This window comes from Streptomyces sp. NPDC057616 (assembly GCF_042800575.1).
Lineage (GTDB): Bacteria > Actinomycetota > Actinomycetes > Streptomycetales > Streptomycetaceae > Streptomyces.
Genome location: NZ_JBHVGU010000013.1, coordinates 52,342 through 76,127, shown reverse-complemented (window position 1 = coordinate 76,127; position 23,786 = coordinate 52,342). Strand labels below are relative to the sequence as shown.

The following is a 23,786-nucleotide window of genomic DNA, read 5'->3' as shown; positions in this document are numbered from 1 at the left end:
ACAGACACCTATTGCACCCTGCGCAACGCTCGTTGCCGGTCTTGCGAGCACCCCGGGGCACACGCCATGGTGGCTTGTCACGACCGGGACGAGCGACGACCTGAGGTGCGGACATGGGCAGTGGGACGGGAGCGGCGGGCGGCGGCTGGAGCAGGCGCCGCTTCGTCGGCGCGCTCGGCGGCGCGGCCGCGGTGACGGCGCTGCCCTCCCCCGCGCCGCCCAGGACCGAGCCCGGTCACACGGCACCGGCCGACCGGGCGGCCCCCTCCCCCGGGCCGTCGGCCCGCCGCACGTCACCGGAGCCCGCCGGCCCCCGCCCGCTCTACGTCGGCACCTACACCTCGGTCGACGGCGGCGGCACGGGCATCGGACTGGCCACGTACGACTCCGCGAGCGGCGCCGTCACCGGCACGGGGACCCTGACCGGCGTGCCCGATCCCTCGTACCTCGCGATCCACCCGGACGGGCACACCCTGTACGCGGTGGACGAGCGGGACGACGGCGCCGTGACCGCCGTGCGCCTCGCCGACCGCAAGGTGCTCGGCGCGCGCGGCACCGGCGGGGCCGGCCCCTGCCATCTCTCGGTGCATCCGGGCGGCCGCTGGCTGCTGAGCGCCAACTACACCTCGGGCAGCGTGGCCGTGCACCCGATCGACGACGCGGGCGCCCTGGGCGAGCGCACGGACACGGTGACGCACTCGACTCCGGCGCCCGGACCGGGCCAACAGGGGCCGCACGCGCACCAGTTCATCACCGGCCCGGACGGCGGCCATGTGCTCGCCGTGGACCTGGGCACGGACACCGTCTACACGTACCGCCTCGACGAGCGGCGCGGCACCCTCACCGAGGTCGCCCAGGCGCACACCAGGCCGGGGGCCGGCCCGCGCCACCTCACGTTCCATCCCGGCGGCCGGTACGCGTACCTGGCCAACGAGGTCGACGACACGGTCGCGGTCTGCGCCTACGACACCTCGAGCGGGCGGCTGACGATCGGCGAGCCGCAGTCCTCGGGTTCCGGCCCGGGCACCAACTACCCGGCGCAGATCCTGGTGACCGCGGACGGCTCGTTCGCCTATCTGGCCAACCGCGGCGACAACAGCCTGGCGCGCTACGCGATCGAGGACGACGGCGCCCGGCTGCGGCTTCTCGGCACGGTGCCGGTGTCCGGCGACTTCCCGCGCCAGATCGCCTTCAGCCCGGACGGGACGCTGCTGTTCGCCGCGAATCAGAGGTCCGGCACGGTCAGCGTGTTCCACGTGGATGCCGTCAGCGGTGAACTGCGCCTGGCCGGCGAGCCGTTCGCCTCACCCGTCGCCGTCTGTGCGCTGCCACTGTAGGGCGCGCGGGCAGGAGGCGGCGCTCGCCTGCGCGAGCAGGACGTGCATCCGCTCCGTGAGCTGCGCGACGTCGTCGGCGGGGGCGTGGAAGGGCAGGCGTACGTCGCCGTGGGCGCGGGTGCGCTCGATGCGCAGCGTCAGCCCGTGCCGGTCGACGGAGAGGGGCTGGACGCGGACCGCGCCGTGCAGGCTGACGTGGTCGACGAGCCGGGTGAGCCGCTCGACGGCGTCGCCGTGGCAGTCCGCGAGATGGGTCAGCAGCCGGGCCTCGGCGAGGGCGAGCGGGTCGGCCTCGGCGGCGGCGAACTCGTCGAGGTCGACGAGCACCGCGCCGGACGACTCGCGCAGCACGATCCTGGTGGGCCGGAACGCGAGGCGCCCGTCGCCGGGCACGAAGTACCCGGCGAGCCAGAGCCGGGCCCGGATGCGGTTGCGGACGGGGACCGGCGCGACGTCGGCGAACTCCAGCACGGCGTGCGGCTCGCCGCGGGGCGCGCAGACCGCCGCCGCGAGCAGGGCGCTGTCCTCGGGCGCCTCCAGCAGCACCCGACCGTCCTCGTTCACGCTGTGCGCACCGACGAACTCCTCGCGGCCGCCGTCCGCGGCCACCGCACAGGACCAGGCGGTGGCGAGCACCGACCGGGCGCGCCGGGCCGCGGACGGCGCGGCCGTCCAGCTGGGGCTGTCCGACATCCCAAACCTCCTTAGGTAAGCCTTGCCTAACCTACCGAAGATCGAGGTGTACGCCAACCATGGGGTGCCGGAAACGAGTGCCGAAAACGATCGTGTCCGCGGGCGCCCAGGCGCCGCCGGACGGCGACTAGGGAGCCACGACGCCCAGCAGCGCCCGGGCGCACAGGTCCCGCACCTGCTCCCGGGTCAGGTCCGAACGCCGTAGCCACTCCAGGCAGACGGCCGTGGTGAAGGCCAGCCAGCCGCGCACGGCCAGCTTGAGGTCCGGGCGCTGCCGGGCCGCCTCGCCGAGTTCGGGGTCGGCGGCGATCGTCGCCAGGATCTGCCGCTCCTGCGCGGCCAGCGCCCGCTGGTAGATCCTCCGGATGGTCTGGTCCCCCGCCGCGTCCGCCCGGTGGAAGGCGCGGAACCCGTGCGCGTGGGCGTGCGCGTACTCCAGGAACGTGTCGAGGCCGGCGGCCAGTTGCTCGCGCGCCGGGACCCCCGGCACGGCCGCCGTCAGCCGCAGCATGCGCTCGCTCTCGCGCTCGACCACGGCGGCGAAGAAGTCCCGCTTGGTCGGGAAGTAGTGGTAGAGCAGTCCGCGCGAGACACCCGCGATCTCGGCGACCTGCTCGATCCACACGTCGTCGTACGGGCTCTCGGAGAACAGCCGCGCCCCCACCGCGAGCAGCTGCTCCCTGCGCTCCTCGGTGCTGAGCCGGCGGCGCGTGCGCTCGCCCTGGTTCGCGGCCATGTCCGCACTTTACTTGACGCCGGTTCAGCGGGAGGACCAGACTGAGGCCGCTATTGAACTCACGTACAACAGGTGTACGACAGCTCGACCTGCCGCTGATTCAAGGGAGATCGCGTCATGGCGGAGACGACGACGGGGGCCGGACCAGAGACCCGGGCCCCCCTTCCGAAGGGGTTCCGCAGCGCCGAACAGGGCTGGCCGGAACTCCACCGCATCCCGCATCCCCCGCACCGCGTCCCCCTGCTCGGCGACGTCCTCGGCGCCGACCGGCGCACACCCGTGCAGGACTCGATGCGCCACGGCCGGCAGCTGGGTCCGATCTTCCGGCGCAAGGCGTTCGGCAACGAGTTCGTGTTCGTGTGGGGCGGCGCCCTGGCGGCGGACATGGCGGACGAGACGCGCTTCGCCAAGCACGTGGGCCTCGGGGTCGCCAACCTGCGGCCGGTCGTCGGGGACGCCCTGTTCACGGCGTACAACCACGAGCCGAACTGGCAGCTCGCGCACGACGTCCTCGCCCCGGGCTTCAGCCGGGAGGCCATGGAGGGCTACCACCCGATGATGCTGGCCGTGGCCGAGCGGCTCACCGGCCACTGGGACCGCGCGCTGGCGGCGGGCCGGGCGGTGGACGTGCCCGGCGACATGACCAAGCTGACGCTGGAGACGATCGCGCGCACCGGCTTCGGGCACGACTTCAACTCCTTCGAGCGCTCCCGGCCGCACCCCTTCGTGTCCGCGATGGTCGGCACGCTGTCGTACGCCCAGCGGCTGAACACCGTGCCGGCACCGCTGGCCCCGTATCTGCTGCGCAAGGCCTCGCGGCGCAACGACGCCGACATGGCCTACCTCAACCGCACGGTCGACGACCTGGTCCGGGCCCGCCGGGCCGGGGACGGCGGCGGCAGCGGGAACGGAGACCTGCTGGACCGGATGCTGGAGACGGCGCACCCGCGCACCGGCGAGCGGCTGTCCGCCGAGAACGTCCGCCGCCAGGTGATCACCTTCCTGGTCGCCGGCCACGAGACGACGTCCGGCGCGCTCTCCTTCGCCCTGCACTACCTCTCCCGGCACCCGGAGGCCGCCGCGCGCGCCCGGGCCGAGGTGGACGCCGTGTGGGGCGACGCGGAGAAGCCCCGCTACGACCAGGTGGCCAAGCTGCGGTACGTGCGCCGGGTGCTGGACGAGTCGCTGCGGCTGTGGCCGACCGCGCCGGCTTTCGCGCGGGAGGCCCGCGAGGACACGCTGCTGGCCGGGGAGCATCCGATGCGGCGCGGCGCGTGGGCGCTGGTGCTGACCATGATGCTGCACCGCGACCCCGAGGTGTGGGGCGCCGACGCGGAGGGCTTCGACCCGGACCGCTTCGACCCCAAGGCGGTGCGGTCGCGGGCCCCGCACACCTTCAAGCCGTTCGGCACGGGGGCGCGGGCGTGCATCGGGCGGCAGTTCGCGCTGCACGAGGCCACGCTGGTGCTGGGCCTGCTGCTGCGCCGCTACGACCTGCGGCCCGACCCGGACTACCGGCTGCGGGTCACCGAGCGGCTGACGCTGATGCCGCAGGGGCTGCGGCTGCACCTGGAGCGGCGCACGGTGACCGCCGGGGCGGTTTCCGCGGCGGCCTTCGAGGAGGTGCCGTCAGACCCGCGGTGTCCAGTGCGCGGGGCGGGTGACTGAGTCCGGCAGCCGCGTGCCCGCGGTGCCGCGGGCCGCGTTGACCTGGGGCTGGGTGAGGAAGAAGGCGCCGGTCAGATCGGCGTCGCCGAGGTCGGCGTCACGCAGATCAGCGCCGATCATGTCCGCGCCGCGCAGATCGGCCCGGGTCAGGTCCGCGGCGATGAGGCAGGCGCCGCGCAGGTTCGCGCCGCGCAGATCGGCTCCCCTGAGCCGGGCGCCGACGAGATCGGCCCCGCGACGGTCCTTCCTGCGTCCGCGCGTGCCCGCCCGCACCAGCTCACTGGTCCTCAGCAGAAGCCCGTTGACCTCCTGGCGGTGCGCGGCCACGTCCAACTGGGCCAGCTGCTCCGGGGTTTGGCGGGTGAGCTCCTCGGTCGCCCCGAGCACGCGCCGCAGATCGTCCCGGAGGGGCCGGGCGGGCGGCAGCGTCAGCGCCTCGCTCAGATACCAGAGCAGCTCGTGCAACTGCCGTACCACCGGGAAGACGTCGAGCATGTGCCGCGCCCGCTCGGGCGATCCGGCACGCCAGTCCTGCCCGCCGAAGGTGACCTGCGAGACCTTCTGGCCCGCCCCGAAGCAGTCGTAGACGGTGCAGCCGCTGAAGCCCTCCTGCCGCAGCCGCGCGTGGATGCCGCAGCGGTGGTCCTCCCGCAGGTTCGGGCACGGCGTGCCGGCCCGCTTGTCGATCGCGAAGTCGGCGGAGGCCGCGAAGGGCAGGGCGACACAGCACAGCCCGAAGCAGCGCGCGCAGTCGCCGCGCAGGTCGGTCCGGTCCGGGGTTCGATCTGGCATGACGCCAAGGATATCCGGCGGCGGGACGATGACCTGCGGGTTTTCACCGGCCCCCTATCTCTTCGAGCAGTTTCGCGATCTTCGCCCGCTTCGCTCTGATGCCGCGCTCCAGCAGCCGCAGATGGGTCGGCGACTCGGGGACGGCGGCCTCGAACTCGGCCAACCGGCGCCGTTCCACGGCCAGTTCGGTTCTCAGCCGCGAGGTGGGGTCCGGGGGCGGGGGCGGGTTGCGGCCGTTGAAGACGATGTTGTGCCTGGGGCGTTCGGTGAAGACGGCCTCGCGTTCGGCGGCCTCGGCGTCGGGCGGGTAGTCGATCCGTATGCCGATGACGCCGGGCCCCCAGGGCTGCTCCCGCAGATGCGTGCGCACGCGGGTGAGCGGAGCGACCGAGATGCCGACGTAGAGGAGGCCCTCCAGGCCGTAGAGGCGGTACAGGGCCGTCCGGCCGGCGGTGTGCAGGCTGCCCTCCTCGTCGAACAGGCCCCGCAGGAACTGCGCGTCGACGTCGCCCATGCCGCCGCCCCCCTTCGCTCCTCCCTGTTCTCACGGTGGCACGCGGGTCTGACATCGGCCCCGGCGGAACCAAACCTCACCGATGAGTTTCCGGCGGTGTGGGGGTCTCCTCATACAACGGAAAACAAGCTCGGATACCAAGGTCTTGAGCCCCACTTCAGGCGGGAGCCCATTCACACACAGGAGAGAGACCATGTGCAGTCACCGGCCTTCGTGCCCCGCACCGGACAGCCCGGACCACCACACCGCCGTGATCGTCGCGGCCCACCCCGAACAGGGCTGGAGCCTGCTGTGCAACGGCACGATCGTGTTCGAGGACACGGGTGAACTGCTCCCGGACGGCCGGGTCGTGGACCCGCACCGCGCCCTCGGCCCGCTGGCCGTGGCGGCCTGACCCAGAACAGCCGTACCGCCCGATTGCGGGACGCCCGGCGCAGGGCGACGATGAGGTCGTCACCCACCCGAGGTGGAGCCATGGGCCCGGTCTCGTCCCGCAGGCTGACGCGCATCGCGGCCTTCGTGCTGGCCGTCCTGAGCACCCTGGTCTGCACCGCCGCGGCCACCACTCGCAGCACGGTGGTCTCCCCCGGCTTCTACCGCTCGGTCCTCGACGACCAGCGGGCCTACGACCGCCTCTACGACGAGGTCCTCGTCGACCCGCGCTCCGTCGCCGTCACCCGCCCCCTGCTGGCCCGGCTGCCGGTGCCGGAGGCGCAGATCTCCTCCAACATCAAGGTCGTCCTGCCCACGGACTCCGTCCGCGACCTCACCACCCAGCAGATCGACAGCGTGGTCGGCTATCTCGACGGCGACCGCGGCACCCTCGTGCTGACCGTGGATCTCGCCCCGGTCCTCGGCAACCTGAACGATCTGGCGCAGATCTACTTCGGCGACCTCGTCTCCTCGCTCCAGGAGCGGAAGGAGCCCGACTTCGCCGCGTTCTCGGCCGATCTGTCCGCCGCCCTGCGCGAGGTGACCGCGGGGCGGGCGCCCGACGGCCTGCCCAGCCTGCCGCTGACCTACGCGCAGGCCGGCCAGGCGGCCGACGCGCTGCTGCGTGCCGTGACCGCCCAGGGACGCGAGGCGCTGCGGCCCGAGGTCGAGGGAGCCCTGGCCGACGGTGACGTCGCCACCGCACTGGCCGCCGTGGCGCCGGCCGTGGTGACGGACCGCACCCGTGACGCGGCGGCCCGGCTGCGGGCCACCACGGGCGGCAGCACCTGGGACCTCACGCAGACCCTGAAGGCGTCGGGCAACGACCTGACGGCGCTGCACCGGGCGCGCCCGTACACCTCGTTCGGGCTCGGCCTGACGGAGGCCCTGTCGGCGGCGCTGCTGGTCGCCTCGCTGGCGGTGCTGTGGTTCACCGGCCCGGCCGCGCCGGGCCGCCGGCTGATGCCACTGGGCTGGGCGCTCGCCGTGGGCGGCGCGCTCACCGCGCTCGCCGCCGCGCTGGTGCGTCTGCTCGCCGACGGGCGCGTCGTCAGCCCCCGGGCCTCCTGGCCGCCGAGCCTGGCGCGGCTCGTCGACGACCTCCAGCACGCGGCCTTCGACGACGTCGTCACCACCGCCGTGCTCACCGCGCTCGTGCCCGCCGCGGCCGGGGCGCTGCTGGTGGCGGTGGGCTGGGTCGTCCAGGTCCGCCCCCGGCCGTCCTTCTCCCCGCTCCGCGCCCGCGGGCTCACGCTGGCGGCGACGGGCGCCGCCCTCGCCGGGATGCTCGCGGTACCGCTCGCGGCCGGCCCGTCCGCGCCGCGGGTGTGCGAGGGCCAGGCGTGGCTGTGCGACCGGCCCTACGACCAGGTCGCCTATCTCACCTCGCACAACGCCAACTCGACGACCGTCGACCGCTTCATCGGACCGCTCCAGGACCCCGCCATCCCGGCGCAGTTGGACGACGGCGTGCGCGCGCTGCAACTCGACACCTACCATTGGGAGCGGCCGGACGAGATCGCCGGGCGGCTGGCCGACTCCGACTTCACCCCGGAGCAGCGGAAGTTCCTCGCCTCGGCCGTCGAGAAGCTCAACCCCCCGCGTCCGGGACTGTGGTTGTGCCACGCGGTGTGCCGGGCCGGAGCGATCCCGCTGGTGCCGACGCTGCGGCAGCTGGGCACCTGGATGCGCGCCCATCCGACGGAGGTCGTGACGCTGATCGTGCAGGACGCGATCAGCGGTGAGGACACCGAGAAGGCCTTCCGGCAGGCCGGGTTGACCGACCTGGTCCGCACGCCGGACCCCGATCCCGCCAAGCCGTGGCCGACCCTGGGGGAGATGATCGACAGCGGCCGGCGGCTGGTCGTCTTCGCCGAGCAGGCCGACGGCCCGGCGCCGTGGTACCGCAACTTCTACCGCTACGGCATGGAGACGCCGTTCGCGTTCCGCACCCCGGGCGACATGAGCTGTGTGCCGCACCGGGGCGGCACCGGCAAACGGCTGTTCCTGCTCAACCACTTCATCACCAACAACGGCGGCAGCCGCCTCGACGCCGGTGAGGTCAACTCCCGCCGCTTCGTGCTCGACCGGGTCCACGCCTGTGAGCGCGAGCGGGGCAGGCCGGTGAACTTCATCGCCGTCGACTACGCCACGATCGGCGACGCCCAGGGCGCCACCGACGCGCTCAACGCCGAGCGCTGAACGGGTGGTTGGGGTCCTGACGGTTCAGTACCGCTGCGCCTTGACCAGCTTCGGGGTCAGCACCGGCTGGGGAGGCTTGCGGCTGATGGCGATCGGGTTGGCCTTGTCGCCCGGGGCGAGGTCCTCCGCGCCGACGTAGCGGGTCTCCACGGTCTTGCCGGAGGAGTCCAGGAAGTCGACCTGGACGGCGTAGGACGCCTTCTTGTCGGTCTTGTTGGTGATGGTGACGACGACGGCGAGCAGCCCGCCGGTCTGGGCGCGCGGCTTGCCGGTCATGGCGACCTCGGACATCGCGTTGCCCGGCGCCTTGACGTTCTTCAGCTCGTTCTGGGCGGCCTGGTTGGCCCGCTCGACGTTGGCCGACACCGACGCCTCGAAGGAGGACGCGGCGGCGGAGGCGGACGCGGCCGCCGAGGAGGCCCTGGCCCGTGCCGAGGCCTCCGCCGAGGACATGGCGGAGGGTGCCGTGCCCGAGAAGGATGCGGTGTCCGGTGGAGTGGGCCGTTCGGTGGACGTCGTACTCGAACTGCTGCTGTTGTCGTTCGAGCTGCACGACACCAGTGCCAGCGTGCCCGCGGCGGCCGCGGCCAGCACGACGGCGACCGGCCGGGACCGGCCCGCTCGCGCCCGGTGGGATGCCCCTGCCTTCATCGTCGACGTCCTCTCGCGCGATCACGGAAATACAGCGAGATGAACCCTATGTCGGAATATACCGCGGGGCATGTCGCCGAAAAGGGGCCCGGCCGGTCGTCCCGGCCCGCGCCGTGGCCTTCTCCTACCGGCCGAACACCTCGAAGGCCACGGCGGGCCTGCCGCCGAACCGCTCGGCCAGCCGCTCGGTGTTGGCGGTGAGGAATCCGCGCACGTAGGTCTCGGGATCCTCGTCGGTCAGCACCTCGATGTAGGTGCGGTGCTCCAGCAGCGAGCGCACCGCCCGCTCCAGTCCGGGTGAAGCGTCCACCGCGTGCGTGGGCGAGCTGGAACCGGCGACGGCGACCCAGCGGACGCCGTTCCAGGCTTCCAGGCCGCGTTCGGCCAGTTCGGGGAAGATCCACCGGTTTCCGGCGTCGCCCGCCGCGTCCAGCGTGGCCCGGCCGACGGCGACGTGGTCCGGGGTGTTCCAGGCGACGCCGCCCCAGGTGTCCCGGTGGTTGAGGGTGATGACCAGCTCGGGCCGGTACCGGCGGATCGCGGCGGCGATGTCGCGGCGCAGGGCCGCGCTGTACTCGATCACCCCGTCGGCGTGGCCGAGGAACTCCACCTGCGTGACCCCCACGACGGCCGCGCTCGCCCGCTGCTCGCGCTCGCGCAGCGGGCCGCACTCGGCGGGCTCGACGGTGTCGATGCCGGCCTCGCCCCGGCTCGCCAGCACGTACGAGACCTCGCGGCCCTCGTCGGTCCAGGCGGCGACGGCCGCCGAGCACCCGTACTCGAGGTCGTCCGGGTGCGCCACGACCGCGAGGGCGCGCCGCCAGTCGGTGGGCATGGGCTGGAGCTGAGCGGGCTGCGGCTCGGTCATGGCCGCAGACTAGCCCGGGCCGGTGCCGTCAGGCCTCGTCCCGCGTGAGGGCGAGCAGCCGGTCCAGGACCCTGGGGCCGCCGGCCCGCACGCCGTCGTGCTCGAACTCGTCGGTCACCCAGGTGCGCAGGCCGCGGATCGTGCGGGCGGTCTCGAGGGCGTGGGCCGTGTCGACGTACATGTCGTCGTGGTAGACGGCGGCCGCCACCGGGACCTCGTTGGCGGCGAGGCGCGCGGGGTCGTAGAGCGGCCGCCAGTCGGTGCGGGCGGCGAGGAGTTCGGCCGTCTCGCGCAGCGGGCGCAGCGCCGGGTCGCAGTCGAACATCCACGGGTGGATCGACTCGCCGGTGAACAGCAGCGGGCCGTCGCCGGCCAGGGTCTTCGCCGCGTCGAACTGCGGGAACTCGGCGCGGACCCGTTCGGCCGACCAGTCGGTGGGCCGCTCGTCCTGGCCGTAGATCGCCTCGTGGACGAGGGCGTACAGCGGGTGGCCCGCGTACGACAGGAGGCCCTGGACCGCTTCCTGGAAGGCGTCGGAGAGCGCGAAGCCCTGCGGGGTGCGGACGAAGGCGTCCTCGAGCAGGTGGTGGAGGCGGTGGGTGCCCTCGCCGCCGCCGAGCATGATGCCGAGGGACTGGAAGGCCTCGACGGTGAGGCGGTAGCCGTTCGGCAGGGTCACCTCGTGGGTGAGGAGGTGGTCGGCGATGCGGCGGGCGCGCTCGACGTCCTGCGGGTAACGCGCGTAGTGCGCGGCGACCTTGCGCTCGATGCGCGGGTAGGCGGCGCGGTAGATGTCGTCGGCGTGCGCGTCGAGGGAGGGCAGACCGCCGGTGATCACGGCGGCGGCGAGGCCCTCGGGCGCGCTGGAGAGGTAGTTCACCGTGCAGAAGCCGCCGAAGCTCTGGCCGAGGACGGTCCAGCGGGCGCCGCCGGTGACCTGGCCGCGGATCGCCTCGCAGTCACGCACGATGGCGTCGCCCCGGAAGTGGGTGAGGTAGTCGGCCTGTTCGGCGGGGCCGCCGCGCAGCGGGAGGGTCTGCCGGTTGGCGGGCGTGGAGCTGCCGGTGCCGCGCTGGTCGAGGAGGAGGACGCGGTGGTCCTTCAGGGCCCGGCCGAGCCATGCCTGACGTCCGACGAAACGGTTCGCCCCGAAGCCCGGGCCGCCCTGGAGGTAAACCAGCCACGGCAGGTTCGCTTGCGCCTTGTCGCTCGCGACGACCTCGCGGGCGTACAGCTCGATGGTCTCCCCCGCCGGGTCGTCGTGGTCGAGGGGCACGGTGAAGCGGCGGTCGGTGAGGACGACGCCGGGCTGACGGTACGAGGCGGTCAACGGGTCTCCAGGGACGGACGGATGTCGGGCCGCGTCCCACTTCATCACATGTTCGTCCGGCCGCCGACCCCCGGGATCATGAAAACCTACTGAACCCTTGATCAGCGGCCGGAAAGGCTCGAACGCCGTACGACCAGCTCCGGCTGGAGCACGACGCGGCGGTGCTCGTGCCGCGTGGACCCGTTCTCGGCCTCCGTCTCCTCCAGCAGCAGCTCGGCGGCGAGCGCGCCCATGGTGACGGCGGGCTGGCGGACCGAGGTGAGCGGGACGGCCGCGGCGGCGGCGAACTCGATGTCGTCGTAGCCGACGATGGCGAGGTCCTCGGGGACCCGGACGCCGGCCGCGTACATGGCCTGGAGCACGCCGAGGGCGAGCAGGTCGTTGGCGCAGAAGACGGCGGTCGGGCGGTCGGCGAGGCCGAGCAGGCGGGCGCCGGCGTCGCGTCCCGCGGCCACGTCGAGCCGCTCGGTGGGCAGTTCGCGCAGGCTGTCGGGGCCCAGTCCCGCCTCGGCGAGCGCGTTCAGCGCGCCGGTGCGGCGGTCGCGCACCTGGTTGAGGCCGGGCGGGCCGCTGACGTAGGCGATGGTCCGGTGCCCGGCGTCCACGAGGTGCCGCACGGCCAGCGCGCCGCCCGCCACGTCGTCGACCGACACGGAGCACTCGGTGGTGGAGTCGCCGACCCGGTCGACCAGGACGAAGGGGATGTTGTGCCGCCGGAACGTCTCGATGTTGCGGCCCGAGGCGTCGGTGGGGGTGAGCAGCACGCCGCGCACCCGCTGCTCGGCGAAGAGCGAGAGGTACTCGGCCTCCTCGCCCGCGCTCTGGGCGCTGTTGCAGACCATGACGCCCAGCCCGGCGTCGCGGGCGGCGCGTTCGGCACCGCGGGCGACGTCGACGAAGAACGGGTTGCCCATGTCGAGGACGAGCAGCCCCATGATCCGGCTGCGGCCGGCGCGCAGCTGGCGCGCGGACTCGCTGCGGACGTAGCCGAGTCGGTCTATGGCCGACTGCACCCGGGCCCGGGTCTCCGTGGCGACCGTGTCCGGACGGTTGATCACGTTCGACACCGTGCCGACCGAGACTCCGGCGGCGCGGGCGACGTCCTTGATACCCACCGACTGGGACATCAGGCAGGGACCTCCTGGGGGACGCGGGACGGCCGGAAGGCCATCACATTACCGTCAACAACCGGCGTATCCTGCCCGGTCACGCGGGCAGTCCGAAGTCGATGACGTGGAGCGCCGAGGGCGTGGTACCGCTCGACCTCTCCTGGTACATGAACGACAGGACGTTGTCCGCCCGCACCCGCGGTTCGTCGACGACGACCTCGCCGAAGGCGTCGAGTCCGCCGCCGTCGTACAGCAGCCTCCAGTCGGTGTGGCCGGTGGCCCGGGAGGCGCCGGCGATCCGGCCGTGGGGCAGGACCGCGTAGGCGTTGTCGTGCCGGTCCAGGACCAGCCTGGTGCGCTGGCTGGAGCCGAGGGCGACCGGGATCTCGGTCTTCTCCCAGCTGCCGGCGGGGTTCTTGCGCAGATGGAAGGCGCGGCCGTGGGCGGTGCGGTCGGCCACGTAGTCGGTGGTGCGGCGGCCGGGGACGTAGCTGATGATCGCGTGCGGGAGGCCGGTGGAATCGATCCACTGGCTCTCCTGGTTCATCAGCGCGTGGTCCGGGCCGAGGGGGTCGACGACCAGTCCGGCGTCGGTGACGGCCACCGTCTTCGCGCCGCCGGTGGTTCCGACGACGGTGCCGGCGTCGTTGAGCCAGGTGCGGCCGCGGTCGGCCGAGTGGACGTAGCCGGTGTCGTGGTTGGTGAGGCCGCCGCCGTCACGCATCACCGCGGCGTTCTGCTCGCGCCAGGTGAAGAAGGCGTGCAGCCGGCCGCCCGTGTCGTAGTCGATGCCGTGCAGATACATGTTGCGGGCGGTCGAGGAGCCGTGGGTGGTGGTGTACGTGCCCGTCGAGCTGGTCCACTCCCCGAGCGCCGTCCACCTCGAACCGTCGTACTCGGCAAGGGCGTTGCGACCGTCGCCGGAGACGCCGACGCGGTAGCCGAGCTGGAGTCCGCCCTCGGGGGTGGCGACGAACTGGGGGTAGGTGAAGCGGTCGGTGAGCGCCAGGCCGTCGAGCGTGGTCTGCACGGCGCCGAAGACGGACGGGGTCCAGGGTGTGGACGCCGGGTCGTCGAGGAGCCCGGCGACGGACTTCACGTAGAAGAAGCCGTCGCTGTGGGAGTCGAGGTTGAGGTGCAGCCGGCCGTCGGCGGCGGAGACGCCCATGGAGATGACGTTGTGGGAGTCGTCGCTCTTGAGCCGGTGCGGGAGCGTGACGGCCGACCAGTCCGAACGGCCCGGCTCCCGGCGGGCCACGACCGCCTCGCGGGTGGCCGTGTACCAGGCGGCGTACTGGTGCCCGCGGTAGGTCAACAGCCCGTTCTTCTGAAACGAGTTGTTGTTGACCAGGCCGTCGTAGGAGACGAAGTACAGGGCGTCGGCGTCGAGCCGGGTGCGGTCGAGGAGGGTGACGTGGGGGGCGAGCAGCCCGCTTCCGGCGGCGGTCATGACAGGTGGAACACCTCCGTCAGAGGCTTCATGGCCTCGTCGGGGCGGGAGCCGTCCAGCGACTCGAAGAACGGCGCCATCTCCGCCTGCCAGCGGGCGTTGACCTCGGTGGCCTCCATGCCGGCCTGGGCGGCCGCGAAGTCCTCGGTCTCCAGGTAGCCGACCAGCAGGCCGTCGTCGCGCAGGAAGAGCGAGTAGTTGTGCCAGCCGGTGGCCGAGAGAGCCTGAAGCATCTCCGGCCACACGGCTGCATGGCGTTCGCGGTACTCGGCGAGCCGGTCCTCGCGGACCTTGAGGAGGAAACAGACGCGCTGCATGAAGTACCGCTCCTGGATCAGGGGTTGAGCCGGTCGACGATCAGAAGTTGAACTGGTCGATGTTCTTCGCGTCGAACACGGTCGGCTTGCCGAGCGTGATCACGCCGTCCTTGCCGATCGTGTACGTGGTCGAGCCGGCCTTGAAGGTCTCGCCCTCCTTGCCGGTGATCTGCCCGGAGGACAGGGCGACGGCGGTGCGGGCGGCGAGGTCGCCGAGCTTCGCCGGGTCCCACAGCTCGAAGCCCTCGACGGTGCCGTTCTTGACGTACTTGCGCATGTCGTTGGGCGTGCCCAGGCCGGTCAGCTTGACCTTGCCCTTGTACTTGGAGCCGGACAGGTACTGGGCGGCCGCCTTGATGCCGACGGTGGTCGGGGAGATGATCCCCTTCAGGTTCGGGTACTGCTGCAGCAGGCCCTGGGTCTGCTGGAAGGAGGCCTGGGCGTCGTCGTTGCCGTAGGCGATCTTGACCAGCTTGACGTCCTTGTACTTCGGGTCCTTCAGCTCGTCCTTCATGAACCCGATCCAGGTGTTCTGGTTCGTGGCCGTCTGGGCGGCGGACAGGATCGCGATCTGGCCCTTGTAACCGATCTGCTTGGCCAGCAGCTGCACCTCGGTACGGCCGAGGTCCTCGGCGGAGGCCTGGGAGACGAAGGCGTTGCGGCAGTCGGCCTTGGTGTCGGAGTCGTAGGTGACGACCTTGATGTCGTTCTTCATGGCCTGCTTCAGCGCGGTGCACAGCGCGCCCGGGTCCTGCGCGGAGACGGCCATCGCGTTGACCTGCTGCTGGGTGAGGGTGTTGACGTAACTCACCTGGCCCGCGGTGTCGGTGGCGCTGGAGGGGCCGACCTCCTTGTACTTGCTGCCCAGTTCGGACAGCGCCTTCTCGCCGCCCTTGTCCGCCGAGGTGAAGTACGGGTTGTTGACCTGCTTGGGCAGGAACCCGACCGTCAGGCCCTTCTTCAGCGCGGCGTTCGGGTCGGCCTTCGCGGTCGAGGTGGCGGCCGCGTCGTCGCTGCCGGAGTTCTTCTTGGTGGTGCCGCCGCAGGCGGTGACGGCGAGGGCGAGCGAGGTGACGGCGGCGAGGGCCGCGCAGGTACGGCGGACGGATGACATACGCATGGCAAAGGTCCTTTGCTGAGCGGGGTTCAGGAGGTCGGAGTCGAGGCGGCTCTGCGCCCCGCCCTGGCGATGGAGATCTGTCGCGCGACCCGGGGGCCGAGGACGGAGATGACGAGGAGGACGCCGGTGACGACGATCTGCGACTGCGCGGAGACGTTGAGCAGGCTCATCACGTTCTGCAGCGCGCCCAGCAGGAACACACCGGCGATCGCGCCGCCGAGCGTGCCCTTGCCGCCGTCGAAGTCGATGCCGCCGAGCAGCACGGCGGCGACGACGGACAGTTCGAGGCCGGTGGCGTTGTCGTAGCGGGCGCTGGCGTAGTGCAGCGCCCAGAAGATGCCGGTCAGTGAGGACATCAGGCCGGTCACCGTGAACAGGATCAGCTTGTGGCGCTTGACGCGGATGCCGGCGAAGCGGGCGGCCTCCTCGTTCGCGCCGATCGCGAACAACGAGCGGCCGAACGGGGTGGCGTGCAGGACCACGACGGCGATCGCGAGCAGGACGAGGAAGGGGATGAACGCCTTCGGCAGGAAGGTGTCGCCGATCCGTCCGGCCGCGAAGTCCAGGTACTGGCTGGGGAAATCGGTCACCGCGTCGGAGCCGAGCACGATCTGTGCGATGCCCCGGTAGGCGGCGAGGGTGCCGATGGTGACGGCGAGGGAGGGCAGCCCGAGACGGGTGACGAGCAGGCCGTTGATCAGCCCGCACACCACCCCGAGCAGCAGGCACAGCGGGATGATGGTCTCGATCGCCATGCCGTCGTTCCACAGCTTGCCCATCACCGCGCCCGACAGGCCGGCCGTCGAGGCGACCGACAGGTCGATCTCGCCGGAGACGACCAGCAGGGTCATCGGCAGCGCGATCAGCGCGATGGGCAGGGTGTTGCCGATCAGGAACGACAGGTTCAGGGCGTTGCCGAAGCCGTCGACCGTGGCGAACGACAGCAGCAACAGCACGACCAGGAGCGCACCGACGACCGTGTCCCAACGGACGGCGCGCGTCAGGGAGTCAGGCATGGCGGGCGTTCCTCTTCTTCAGGGCGTTGGCCACGCGCAGGGCGACGATCCGGTCGACCGCGATGGCGAGGATGAGCAGGATGCCGTTGATGGCCAGCACCCACACGGAGCTGACGCCGAGGGCGGGCAGCACGCTGTTGACGGAGGTCAGCAGCAGAGCGCCGAGCGCGGCGCCGTAGACGCTGCCGGAGCCGCCGGTGAAGACGACGCCGCCGACCACCACCGCGCTGACGACGGTGAGTTCGTAGCCCGTGCCGGTGCCGGAGTCGACGTTGCCGAAGCGGGCCAGGTACATCGCCCCCGCGAGGCCCGCGAGGCCCCCGCAGAAGGTGTAGGCGGCGAGGATCCGCTTGCGGACCGGGATGCCGGCCAGGCGCGCGGCCTCCGGGTTGGAGCCGAGGGCGTACAACTCCCGCCCGCTGCCGAAGTGCTTGAGGTAGTACGCCGTGGCGACGAGCACGACGAGCGCGATGACGGCCAGCCAGGGGATCGCGGAGACGCCGCCGGAGCCGAAGTCCACGAAGCCGGCCGGCAGGTCGGCCGCGGTGATCTGCCGGGAGCCGACCCAGATGGAGTCGATGCCGCGGATGATGTACAGGGTGCCGAGGGTGACGACCAGCGCGGGCACCTGGCCCAGGCTCACCAGCAGGCCGTTGAGCAGGCCGAAGCCGACGCCCATCAGGACCGCCAGCAGGATGGCGACGACCGAGTTGCCGCCGCCGTGCAGATAGTCGCCGGCGGCGAAGGCGCAGATGCCGAGGGTGGAGCCGACCGACAGGTCGACGTTGCGGGTGATCACCACGAGGGACTGGCCGGTGGCGACCAGGACCAGGATGGTGGCGTTGAGCAGCAGGTCCTTGATGCCCTGCTGGGACAGGAAGTCGCTGTTGCCCGCCTGGGTGATGCCGATCATCACCAGGAAGACGATCAGGATGGCGAGTTCGCGCATCTTGAAGACGCGGTCGACGAGGCGGGTGCCGCTGGACTTGGGCACCTCGGCCACGGGAGTCTCGTTGGGAGTGGTCACCGTCATGCGGCGGCCCTCCCGGTTGCTGCGGCCATCACGGTTTCCTCGGTGGCTTCGGCGCGTGGGATCTCGGCGGTCAGCCGGCCCTCGTGCATCACCAGCACGCGGTCGGCCATGCCGAGGATCTCGGGCAGGTCGGAGGAGATCATCAGGACGGCGACGCCGTCCGCGGCCAACTCGCTGAGCAGCCGGTGCACTTCGGCCTTGGTGCCGACGTCGATGCCGCGGGTGGGCTCGTCGACGATCAGCACCTTGGGGCCGGTGGCCAGCCACTTGGCGAGCACGACCTTCTGCTGGTTGCCGCCGGACAGGGTGGAGACGGCGTCGGCGATCCGGGCGTACTTGACGTGCAGCTTGACCGCCCAGTCGAGGGAGCGGCTGCGTTCCGCGCCGCGGTCCATCAGGCCGGCCTTCACGGTGGTGCGCAGTCCGGTCAGGCCGATGTTGCGCTCGATGGACATGCCCATCACCAGGCCCTGGGCCCGGCGGTCCTCGGGGACCAGGGCGAGTCCGGCGGCCATGGCCGTGGACGGGGCGCCGTTGGTGAGCCTGCGGCCCTGGACCTCGACCTCTCCCGCGTCCCAGCGGTCGATGCCGAAGACGGCGCGGGCGACCTCGGTGCGGCCGGCTCCGACGAGTCCGGCCAGACCGACGATCTCGCCGTGCCGCACCTCGAAGGAGACGTCGGTGAACACACCCTCCCGGGTCAACCGGCGCACACTCAGGGCGACTTCACCGGCCTCGACGTCCTGCTTCGGATACAGCTCCTCCAGGTCGCGGCCGACCATGCGACGGACGAGGTCGTCCTCCGTCATGCCCTCGACCGGTTCGCTGGCGATCCAGGCGCCGTCGCGCAGGGTCGTCACCCGCTGGCAGATCTCGAAGATCTCCTCCAGCCGGTGCGAGATGAACAGCACCGCGGCGCCCTGCTCGCGCAGGGTGCGTACGACGCCGAAGAGACGGGCGACCTCGCTGCCGGTGAGGGCGGCGGTCGGCTCGTCCATGATCAGGACGCGTGCCTCGAAGGAGAGGGCCTTGGCGATCTCGACGATCTGCTGGTCGGCGATGGACAGGCCGCGGGCCGGGCGGTCGGGGTCGAGCTCGACGCCGAGGCGCTGCATCAGGGCCAGGGTCGCGGCGTGCGTGGCCTTGTGGTCGATACGGCCGAGGGCGCGCCGTGGCTGGCGGCCCATGAAGATGTTCTCGGCGATCGAAAGGTCGGGAAAGAGGGTGGGCTCCTGGTAGATCACGGCGATGCCGGCGTCGCGGGCGTCGCCGGGGCCGTGGAAGACGACGGGCTCACCGTCGAGCAGCACCCGGCCGGCGTCCGGCCGGTGCACACCGGCGAGCGTCTTGATCAGGGTGGACTTGCCCGCGCCGTTCTCTCCGGCGATTGCGTGCACTTCGCCGGGGAACAGCTCCAGGGAGACGTCCCGCAGGGCGCGCACCGCGCCGAAGGACTTCGAGATGTCCTCGAGCGCCAGCACCGGGGCCGGACCCGTGTCGGACGGGTGGGTCATGAGGGGCTCCTCGACGACGTCGACCAGTGGCTCACGACGTCGTGAAAGGTTTCAACTTGGTTGCCGGGACGTTAGGCGCGGAGCGCATGTCCCGTCAATGGGTCCGAGTCGAAAAAGTTTCGAGAGACCTTCGAGAGCCAAAGGTCACGGTCAGGCCACGGGCAACAGGGTGTGCGGAAACGCTTGACACCCCCAAGGACACGCCTAAGCTTCGCCTTCTGAATCGATTCATACAGCAGCCGTTCCGGCCCGACGTCACAGGAGCCCTGAAGTGACCGAGCTCGCCGCGGTGAAGACCGCGCTGAAGACCCAGGCAGTCGAGACGCCGTCATGGGCGTACGGGAACTCGGGGACCCGGTTCAAGGTGTTCGCGCAGCGCGGCGTCCCCCGCACGCCGCAGGAGAAGCTGGCCGACGCCGCCCAGGTGCACGCCGTCACGGGCGTGGCCCCGACCGTCGCCCTGCACATCCCGTGGGACAAGGTCGACGACTACGGCGCCCTGGCGAAGTACGCCGGCGATCACGGCCTGAAGCTGGGAGCGATCAACTCCAACACCTTCCAGGACGACGACTACAAGCTCGGCAGCATCTGCCACCCGGACGCCGCGGTGCGCCGCAAGGCGCTGGACCATCTGCTGGAGTGCGTCGACATCATGGACGCGACCGGCTCGAAGGACCTGAAGCTGTGGTTCGCCGACGGCACCAACTACCCCGGCCAGGACGACATCCGGGCACGCCAGGACCGACTCGCCGAAGCACTCGCCAAGGTCTACCAGCGCCTCGGCGACGGCCAGCGCATGCTCCTGGAGTACAAGTTCTTCGAGCCCGCCTTCTACACCACCGACGTCCCCGACTGGGGCACCGCCTACGCCCACTGCCTCAAGCTCGGCGACAAGGCCCAGGTCGTCGTCGACACCGGACACCACGCACCCGGCACCAACATCGAGTTCATCGTCGCCACCCTCCTGCGCGAACAAAAGCTCGGCGGATTCGACTTCAACTCCCGCTTCTACGCCGACGACGACCTCATGGTCGGCGCCGCCGACCCCTTCCAGCTCTTCCGCATCATGTACGAAGTCATCCGCGGCGGCGGCCTCACCGCCGGCATCGCCTTCATGCTCGACCAGTGCCACAACATCGAAGCCAAGATCCCCGCCATCATCCGCTCCGTCATGAACGTCCAAGAAGCCACGGCCAAGGCCCTCCTCGTCGACCGCGACGCCCTCTCGGCCGCCCAGCACGACGGCGACGTACTCGAGGCGAACGCGGTGCTGATGGACGCCTACAACACCGACGTACGCCCACTGCTGGCCGAAGTACGGACCGAGTCGGGACTCGACCCCGACCCCATCGCCGCCTACCGCCGCTCCGGCTGGCAGCAGCACATCACCGCCGAACGTGTCGGCGGCACCCAGGCCGGCTGGGGTGCCTGACCCCCGCTGCCGTCACCCCCGCACTGTTCCCACGAAGCAAGGAAGAGATCCGATCATGGCACCCCATCCCGAAGCCGCCGCTCTCCTCGCCCGTTCCCATCGGCTCGGTTCGGACCCCCGGAACACCAACTACGCCGGCGGGAACGCCTCGGCGAAGGGCACCGCCACCGACCCGGTCACCGGCGGCGACGTCGAGCTGATGTGGGTCAAGGGCTCCGGCGGAGACCTCGGCACGCTCACCGAGAACGGTCTGGCCGTGCTCCGGCTGGACCGCATGCGGGCGCTGGTCGACGTCTACCCGGGTGTCGAGCGCGAGGACGAGATGGTCGCCGCCTTCGACTACTGCCTGCACGGCAAGGGAGGCGCGGCCCCCTCCATCGACACCGCCATGCACGGCCTGGTGGGGGCGCCGCACGTCGACCATCTGCACCCCGACTCCGGGATCGCGCTGGCCTGCGCCGCCGACGGGGAGAAGCTGACCGCCGAGTGCTTCGGCGACGCGGTGGTCTGGGTGCCCTGGCGCCGCCCCGGCTTCCAGCTCGGCCTGGACATCGCGGCCATCAAGGAGGCCAACCCGCAGGCCATCGGCTGCATCCTCGGCGGGCACGGGATCACCGCCTGGGGTGCCACGTCCGAGGAGTGCGAGCGCAACTCGCTGCACATCATCCGCACCGCGGAGGCGTTCCTCGCGGAGAAGGGCAAGGCCGAGCCGTTCGGGCCGGTGGTCGAGGGGTACGCCGCCCTGGAGCCGGCGGAACGACGTGAGCGTGCGGCGGCCCTCGCGCCGTACGTCCGGGCGGTCGCCTCCCAGGACAAGCCGCAGGTGGGGCACTTCACCGACGCGGACGTGGTGCTGGAGTTCCTGTCCCGTGCCGAGCACCCGCGCCTCGCCGCGCTGGGCACCTCGTGCCCGGACCACTTCCTGCGCACCAAGGTCCGCCCGCTGGTGCTGGACCTGCCGCCCACCGCACCGCTGGAGGAGGCGATCGCGCGGCTGACGGAGCTGCACGCCGCCTACCGCGAGGAGTACGCCGCCTACTACGCGCGGCACGCGGCTCCCGACTCCCCCGCGATGCGCGGCGCCGACCCGGCGATCGTGCTCGTCCCGGGCGTCGGCATGTTCTCCTTCGGCAAGGACAAGCAGACCGCGCGTGTGGCGGGCGAGTTCTACGTCAACGCCATCAACGTGATGCACGGCGCCGAGGCCGTCTCGACCTACGCGCCCATCGAGGAGTCGGAGAAGTTCCGCATCGAGTACTGGGCGCTGGAGGAGGCCAAGCTGCAGCGCATGCCCAGGCCCAAGCCGCTGGCCACCCGTGTCGCCCTCGTCACCGGCGCGGGCAGCGGGATCGGGAAGGCCATCGCCGAGCGGCTGGTCGGTGAGGGGGCGTGTGTCGTCGTCGCCGATCTGAACGGCGACAACGCGGCAGCCGTCGCCGAGGAGTTGGGCGGCCCGGACAAGGCCGTCGCCGTGACCGTGGACGTGACGTCCGAGGAGCAGATCGCCGCGGCCTTCAAGGCGGCCGTGCTCGCCTTCGGCGGGGTCGACCTGGTCGTGAACAACGCCGGTATCTCCATCTCCAAGCCGCTGCTGGAGACGTCGGCGCGCGACTGGGACCTGCAGCACGACATCATGGCCCGCGGCTCCTTCCTCGTCTCGCGTGAGGCGGCCCGGGTGATGACCGCGCAGGGCCTCGGTGGCGACATCGTCTACATCGCCTCGAAGAACGCCGTGTTCGCCGGCCCCAACAACATCGCCTACTCCGCCACCAAGGCCGACCAGGCCCACCAAGTGCGTCTGCTGGCCGCCGAGTTGGGTGAGCACGGCATCCGCGTCAACGGTGTCAACCCGGACGGCGTGGTGCGCGGTTCCGGGATCTTCGCCGGCGGCTGGGGCGCCCAGCGGGCGGCGGTGTACGGGGTGCCGGAGGAGAAGCTGGGCGAGTTCTACGCCCAGCGCACCATCCTCAAGCGGGAGGTGCTGCCGGAGCACGTGGCCAACGCCGTCTTCGCCCTGACCGGGGGCGAGTTGACGCACACCACCGGTCTGCACGTCCCGGTCGACGCCGGCGTCGCGGCCGCCTTCCTGCGATGAGCGCCGTCGTGAGGTCGTACGCCGCGGTCGACCTGGGCGCGTCCAGCGGACGGGTCATGGTCGGCCGCGTCGGCCCCGGCAGTCTGGAGCTGGCCGAGGCGCACCGGTTCGTCAACCGGCCGGTGCGCGTGCCGGAGGGGCTGCGGTGGGACGTGCTGGCGCTGCACGGCGGCGTCCTGGAGGGCCTGCGGGCGGCAGGCCAGGTGGACTCGGTCGGCATCGACAGCTGGGCCGTGGACTACGGACTGCTGGACCGCGACGGGGCGTTGCTCGGCAACCCCGTGCACTACCGCGACTCGCGCACCGAGGGCGTCGCCGAGAAGGTGTGGGCGACGCTCCCCGCCGAGCAGCTGTACGCCGCGACCGGGCTGCAGTACGCGCCCTTCAACACGCTGTACCAGCTGGTGGCCGCCCGGGAGTCGGCTCAACTGACCGCGGCCGAAAGGCTGTTGCTCATCCCGGATCTGCTGTCCTACTGGCTGACCGGTGAGCAGGGCACCGAGCTGACCAACGCCTCGACGACCCAGTTGATCGATCCCCGGACGCGGGAGTGGTCGTACGACGTCGCCTCCCGGGTGGGCGTCGACCTCGGCCTGTTCGCGCCGCTGCGGCAGCCGGGCGATCCTGCGGGTGCGCTGCGGCCGGAGGTGCTGGAGGAGACCGGGCTGCGCGGTCCGGTCCCGGTGACGACCGTCGGCTCGCACGACACGGCGTCGGCGGTGGCGGCCGTACCGGCAGACGGCGAACGGTTCGCCTACATCTGCACCGGGACCTGGTCGCTGGCCGGTCTGGAGCTGGCCGCGCCCGTCCTGACCGAGGCCGGCCGGGCCGCGAACTTCACCAACGAGCTGGGGCTGGACGGCACGGTCCGGTACCTGCGCAACATCATGGGGCTCTGGCTGCTCCAGGAGTGCGTACGGGCGTGGGGCGAGCCGGAGTTGGGCCCGCTGCTGCGGAAGGCGGCGGAGGTGCCGGCGCTGCGGTCGGTGGTGGACGCGGGGGACGCGGCGTTCCTGGCGCCGGGCCGGATGCCGGAGCGGATCGCCGAGGCGTGCCGCACCTCGGGGCAGCCGGTGCCGACCTCGCCCGCCGAGATCACCCGCTGCATCCTCGACTCGCTCGCCCTCGCCCACCGCAGGGCGATCGAGGACGCGCAGCGGCTGGCGGACCATCCGGTGGACGTGGTGCACATCGTCGGCGGCGGTACCCGCAACGACCTGCTGTGCCAACTGACCGCCGACGCCTGCGGGTTGCCGGTGGTTGCCGGTCCGACGGAGGCGGCCGCGCTGGGCAACGTCCTGGTGCAGGCCCGGACCCACGGGCTCGTCGGCGACCTGGCGGGCGCGCGGCGTCTGCTCACCCGTACCCAGCCGCTCACCCGCTACGAGCCGCGCGGCGACACCGCCCGCTGGCGCGCGGCACAGGCCCGGCTCGCCGGGGGGTGAGCGGGGTCTCCCCCGCACCCCCGTACCCGGAC

The 23,786-nt window shown here is 71.9% G+C and carries 21 protein-coding genes; 7 read left to right on the top strand and 14 right to left on the bottom strand.

The genetic code is table 11. The features are described 5' to 3' along the window. Window positions 1–113 precede the first annotated feature (113 nt). The gene (locus tag ACFU97_RS18105) at window positions 114–1,337 is read left to right on the top strand and encodes a lactonase family protein (protein WP_384257215.1); all 1,224 of its coding nucleotides are present in this window, start codon (window positions 114–116) and stop codon (window positions 1,335–1,337) included. Here ACFU97_RS18105 and ACFU97_RS18100 read toward each other — a convergent pair. Continuing rightward, window positions 1,305–2,030, bottom strand: a complete 726-nt coding sequence (locus ACFU97_RS18100; RefSeq protein ID WP_384257212.1) for a DUF2470 domain-containing protein — start codon at window positions 2,028–2,030, stop codon at window positions 1,305–1,307. The two genes, ACFU97_RS18105 and ACFU97_RS18100, sit on opposite strands and share 33 nt — an antisense overlap. A gap of 127 nt (window positions 2,031–2,157) precedes the next feature. Then, window positions 2,158–2,766: a TetR/AcrR family transcriptional regulator gene (locus ACFU97_RS18095; RefSeq protein WP_384257210.1), complete on the bottom strand. Its 609-nt coding sequence runs from the start codon at window positions 2,764–2,766 to the stop codon at window positions 2,158–2,160. A 117-nt stretch (window positions 2,767–2,883) separates the two neighbouring features. On the opposite strand from ACFU97_RS18095, the gene ACFU97_RS18090 reads away from it, so the two are divergent. Continuing rightward, on the top strand, window positions 2,884–4,434 hold the full coding sequence (locus ACFU97_RS18090) for a cytochrome P450 (RefSeq protein ID WP_384257207.1): 1,551 nt from the start codon (window positions 2,884–2,886) through the stop codon (window positions 4,432–4,434). On the opposite strand, the gene ACFU97_RS18085 is transcribed toward ACFU97_RS18090, so the two are convergent. Continuing rightward, window positions 4,396–5,226, bottom strand: a complete 831-nt coding sequence (locus ACFU97_RS18085; protein ID WP_384257205.1) for a pentapeptide repeat-containing protein — start codon at window positions 5,224–5,226, stop codon at window positions 4,396–4,398. The two genes, ACFU97_RS18090 and ACFU97_RS18085, sit on opposite strands and share 39 nt — an antisense overlap. 43 nt (window positions 5,227–5,269) lie before the next feature. Beyond that, complete coding sequence (locus tag ACFU97_RS18080; protein WP_384257203.1) at window positions 5,270–5,740, bottom strand: GIY-YIG nuclease family protein; 471 nt, start codon at window positions 5,738–5,740, stop codon at window positions 5,270–5,272. 193 nt (window positions 5,741–5,933) lie between these two features. Between ACFU97_RS18080 and ACFU97_RS18075 the strand changes: the two genes are divergently transcribed. Both ACFU97_RS18075 and ACFU97_RS18070 read left to right on the top strand, forming a co-directional pair. Continuing rightward, window positions 5,934–6,134 (top strand): DUF5999 family protein, encoded by a 201-nt coding sequence (locus ACFU97_RS18075; RefSeq protein ID WP_384257200.1) that lies wholly within the window; start codon window positions 5,934–5,936, stop codon window positions 6,132–6,134. A gap of 80 nt (window positions 6,135–6,214) precedes the next feature. Beyond that, window positions 6,215–8,374 (top strand): hypothetical protein, encoded by a 2,160-nt coding sequence (locus tag ACFU97_RS18070; RefSeq protein WP_384257198.1) that lies wholly within the window; start codon window positions 6,215–6,217, stop codon window positions 8,372–8,374. A gap of 24 nt (window positions 8,375–8,398) precedes the next feature. On the opposite strand, the gene ACFU97_RS18065 is transcribed toward ACFU97_RS18070, so the two are convergent. The 10 genes from ACFU97_RS18065 to ACFU97_RS18020 all read right to left on the bottom strand — a co-directional run bounded on the left by ACFU97_RS18065 (window position 8,399) and on the right by ACFU97_RS18020 (window position 18,782). After that, complete coding sequence (locus tag ACFU97_RS18065) at window positions 8,399–9,025, bottom strand: FxLYD domain-containing protein (RefSeq protein ID WP_384257195.1); 627 nt, start codon at window positions 9,023–9,025, stop codon at window positions 8,399–8,401. Window positions 9,026–9,149: 124 nt separating this feature from the next. After that, entirely contained in the window at window positions 9,150–9,893 is a 744-nt protein-coding gene (locus ACFU97_RS18060; protein WP_384257193.1) for a PIG-L deacetylase family protein, read from the bottom strand. Between the two features lie 28 nt (window positions 9,894–9,921). Beyond that, a complete protein-coding gene (locus ACFU97_RS18055) occupies window positions 9,922–11,223 on the bottom strand; it encodes an alpha/beta fold hydrolase (RefSeq protein WP_384257190.1) in 1,302 nt (433 codons plus the stop codon). A 101-nt stretch (window positions 11,224–11,324) separates the two neighbouring features. Further along, a complete protein-coding gene (locus ACFU97_RS18050) occupies window positions 11,325–12,350 on the bottom strand; it encodes a LacI family DNA-binding transcriptional regulator (RefSeq protein ID WP_384257187.1) in 1,026 nt (341 codons plus the stop codon). A 79-nt stretch (window positions 12,351–12,429) separates the two neighbouring features. After that, on the bottom strand, window positions 12,430–13,782 hold the full coding sequence (locus tag ACFU97_RS18045) for a BNR repeat-containing protein (RefSeq protein ID WP_384257185.1): 1,353 nt from the start codon (window positions 13,780–13,782) through the stop codon (window positions 12,430–12,432). After that, a complete protein-coding gene (locus ACFU97_RS18040) occupies window positions 13,779–14,099 on the bottom strand; it encodes an L-rhamnose mutarotase (protein ID WP_384257183.1) in 321 nt (106 codons plus the stop codon). The genes ACFU97_RS18045 and ACFU97_RS18040 overlap by 4 nt, the downstream gene beginning before the upstream one ends. A 40-nt stretch (window positions 14,100–14,139) precedes the next feature. Then, window positions 14,140–15,219 carry a rhamnose ABC transporter substrate-binding protein gene (rhaS, locus tag ACFU97_RS18035; RefSeq protein ID WP_384257181.1) on the bottom strand — a complete coding sequence of 360 codons (1,080 nt, stop codon included), beginning with the start codon at window positions 15,217–15,219 and terminating at the stop codon, window positions 14,140–14,142. Window positions 15,220–15,245: 26 nt separating this feature from the next. Further along, window positions 15,246–16,235, bottom strand: a complete 990-nt coding sequence (locus ACFU97_RS18030; protein WP_384257178.1) for an ABC transporter permease — start codon at window positions 16,233–16,235, stop codon at window positions 15,246–15,248. Further along, window positions 16,228–17,268 (bottom strand): ABC transporter permease, encoded by a 1,041-nt coding sequence (locus ACFU97_RS18025; RefSeq protein ID WP_384257176.1) that lies wholly within the window; start codon window positions 17,266–17,268, stop codon window positions 16,228–16,230. Before ACFU97_RS18025 ends, ACFU97_RS18030 begins: the two co-directional genes overlap by 8 nt. After that, entirely contained in the window at window positions 17,265–18,782 is a 1,518-nt protein-coding gene (locus ACFU97_RS18020) for a sugar ABC transporter ATP-binding protein (RefSeq protein WP_384257173.1), read from the bottom strand. The genes ACFU97_RS18025 and ACFU97_RS18020 overlap by 4 nt, the downstream gene beginning before the upstream one ends. 271 nt (window positions 18,783–19,053) lie before the next feature. Between ACFU97_RS18020 and rhaI the strand changes: the two genes are divergently transcribed. The 3 genes from rhaI to ACFU97_RS18005 are packed head-to-tail and all read left to right on the top strand — an operon-like array spanning window position 19,054 to window position 23,754. Beyond that, window positions 19,054–20,214, top strand: coding sequence for an L-rhamnose isomerase (rhaI, locus tag ACFU97_RS18015; protein WP_384257171.1), 1,161 nt, complete (start codon window positions 19,054–19,056; stop codon window positions 20,212–20,214). A gap of 55 nt (window positions 20,215–20,269) precedes the next feature. Beyond that, window positions 20,270–22,309, top strand: a complete 2,040-nt coding sequence (locus tag ACFU97_RS18010; protein WP_384257169.1) for a bifunctional aldolase/short-chain dehydrogenase — start codon at window positions 20,270–20,272, stop codon at window positions 22,307–22,309. Beyond that, complete coding sequence (locus tag ACFU97_RS18005) at window positions 22,306–23,754, top strand: rhamnulokinase family protein (protein ID WP_384257166.1); 1,449 nt, start codon at window positions 22,306–22,308, stop codon at window positions 23,752–23,754. The genes ACFU97_RS18010 and ACFU97_RS18005 overlap by 4 nt, the downstream gene beginning before the upstream one ends. The last annotated feature ends 32 nt before the right edge of the window (window positions 23,755–23,786 follow it).

Excerpts from the sequence above, each read along its gene's own strand:
- ACFU97_RS18105 (WP_384257215.1), top strand. The coding sequence starts at position 114 with ATGGGCAGTGGGACGGGAGCGGCGGGCGGCGGCTGGAGCAGGCGCCGC.
- ACFU97_RS18100 (WP_384257212.1), bottom strand. The coding sequence starts at position 2,030 with ATGTCGGACAGCCCCAGCTGGACGGCCGCGCCGTCCGCGGCCCGGCGC.
- ACFU97_RS18095 (WP_384257210.1), bottom strand. The coding sequence starts at position 2,766 with ATGGCCGCGAACCAGGGCGAGCGCACGCGCCGCCGGCTCAGCACCGAG.
- ACFU97_RS18090 (WP_384257207.1), top strand. The coding sequence starts at position 2,884 with ATGGCGGAGACGACGACGGGGGCCGGACCAGAGACCCGGGCCCCCCTT.
- ACFU97_RS18085 (WP_384257205.1), bottom strand. The coding sequence starts at position 5,226 with ATGCCAGATCGAACCCCGGACCGGACCGACCTGCGCGGCGACTGCGCG.
- ACFU97_RS18080 (WP_384257203.1), bottom strand. The coding sequence starts at position 5,740 with ATGGGCGACGTCGACGCGCAGTTCCTGCGGGGCCTGTTCGACGAGGAG.
- ACFU97_RS18075 (WP_384257200.1), top strand. The coding sequence starts at position 5,934 with ATGTGCAGTCACCGGCCTTCGTGCCCCGCACCGGACAGCCCGGACCAC.
- ACFU97_RS18070 (WP_384257198.1), top strand. The coding sequence starts at position 6,215 with ATGGGCCCGGTCTCGTCCCGCAGGCTGACGCGCATCGCGGCCTTCGTG.
- ACFU97_RS18065 (WP_384257195.1), bottom strand. The coding sequence starts at position 9,025 with ATGAAGGCAGGGGCATCCCACCGGGCGCGAGCGGGCCGGTCCCGGCCG.
- ACFU97_RS18060 (WP_384257193.1), bottom strand. The coding sequence starts at position 9,893 with ATGACCGAGCCGCAGCCCGCTCAGCTCCAGCCCATGCCCACCGACTGG.
- ACFU97_RS18050 (WP_384257187.1), bottom strand. The coding sequence starts at position 12,350 with ATGTCCCAGTCGGTGGGTATCAAGGACGTCGCCCGCGCCGCCGGAGTC.
- ACFU97_RS18045 (WP_384257185.1), bottom strand. The coding sequence starts at position 13,782 with ATGACCGCCGCCGGAAGCGGGCTGCTCGCCCCCCACGTCACCCTCCTC.
- ACFU97_RS18040 (WP_384257183.1), bottom strand. The coding sequence starts at position 14,099 with ATGCAGCGCGTCTGTTTCCTCCTCAAGGTCCGCGAGGACCGGCTCGCC.
- rhaS (WP_384257181.1), bottom strand. The coding sequence starts at position 15,219 with ATGCGTATGTCATCCGTCCGCCGTACCTGCGCGGCCCTCGCCGCCGTC.
- ACFU97_RS18030 (WP_384257178.1), bottom strand. The coding sequence starts at position 16,235 with ATGCCTGACTCCCTGACGCGCGCCGTCCGTTGGGACACGGTCGTCGGT.
- ACFU97_RS18025 (WP_384257176.1), bottom strand. The coding sequence starts at position 17,268 with ATGACGGTGACCACTCCCAACGAGACTCCCGTGGCCGAGGTGCCCAAG.
- ACFU97_RS18020 (WP_384257173.1), bottom strand. The coding sequence starts at position 18,782 with ATGACCCACCCGTCCGACACGGGTCCGGCCCCGGTGCTGGCGCTCGAG.
- ACFU97_RS18010 (WP_384257169.1), top strand. The coding sequence starts at position 20,270 with ATGGCACCCCATCCCGAAGCCGCCGCTCTCCTCGCCCGTTCCCATCGG.
- ACFU97_RS18005 (WP_384257166.1), top strand. The coding sequence starts at position 22,306 with ATGAGCGCCGTCGTGAGGTCGTACGCCGCGGTCGACCTGGGCGCGTCC.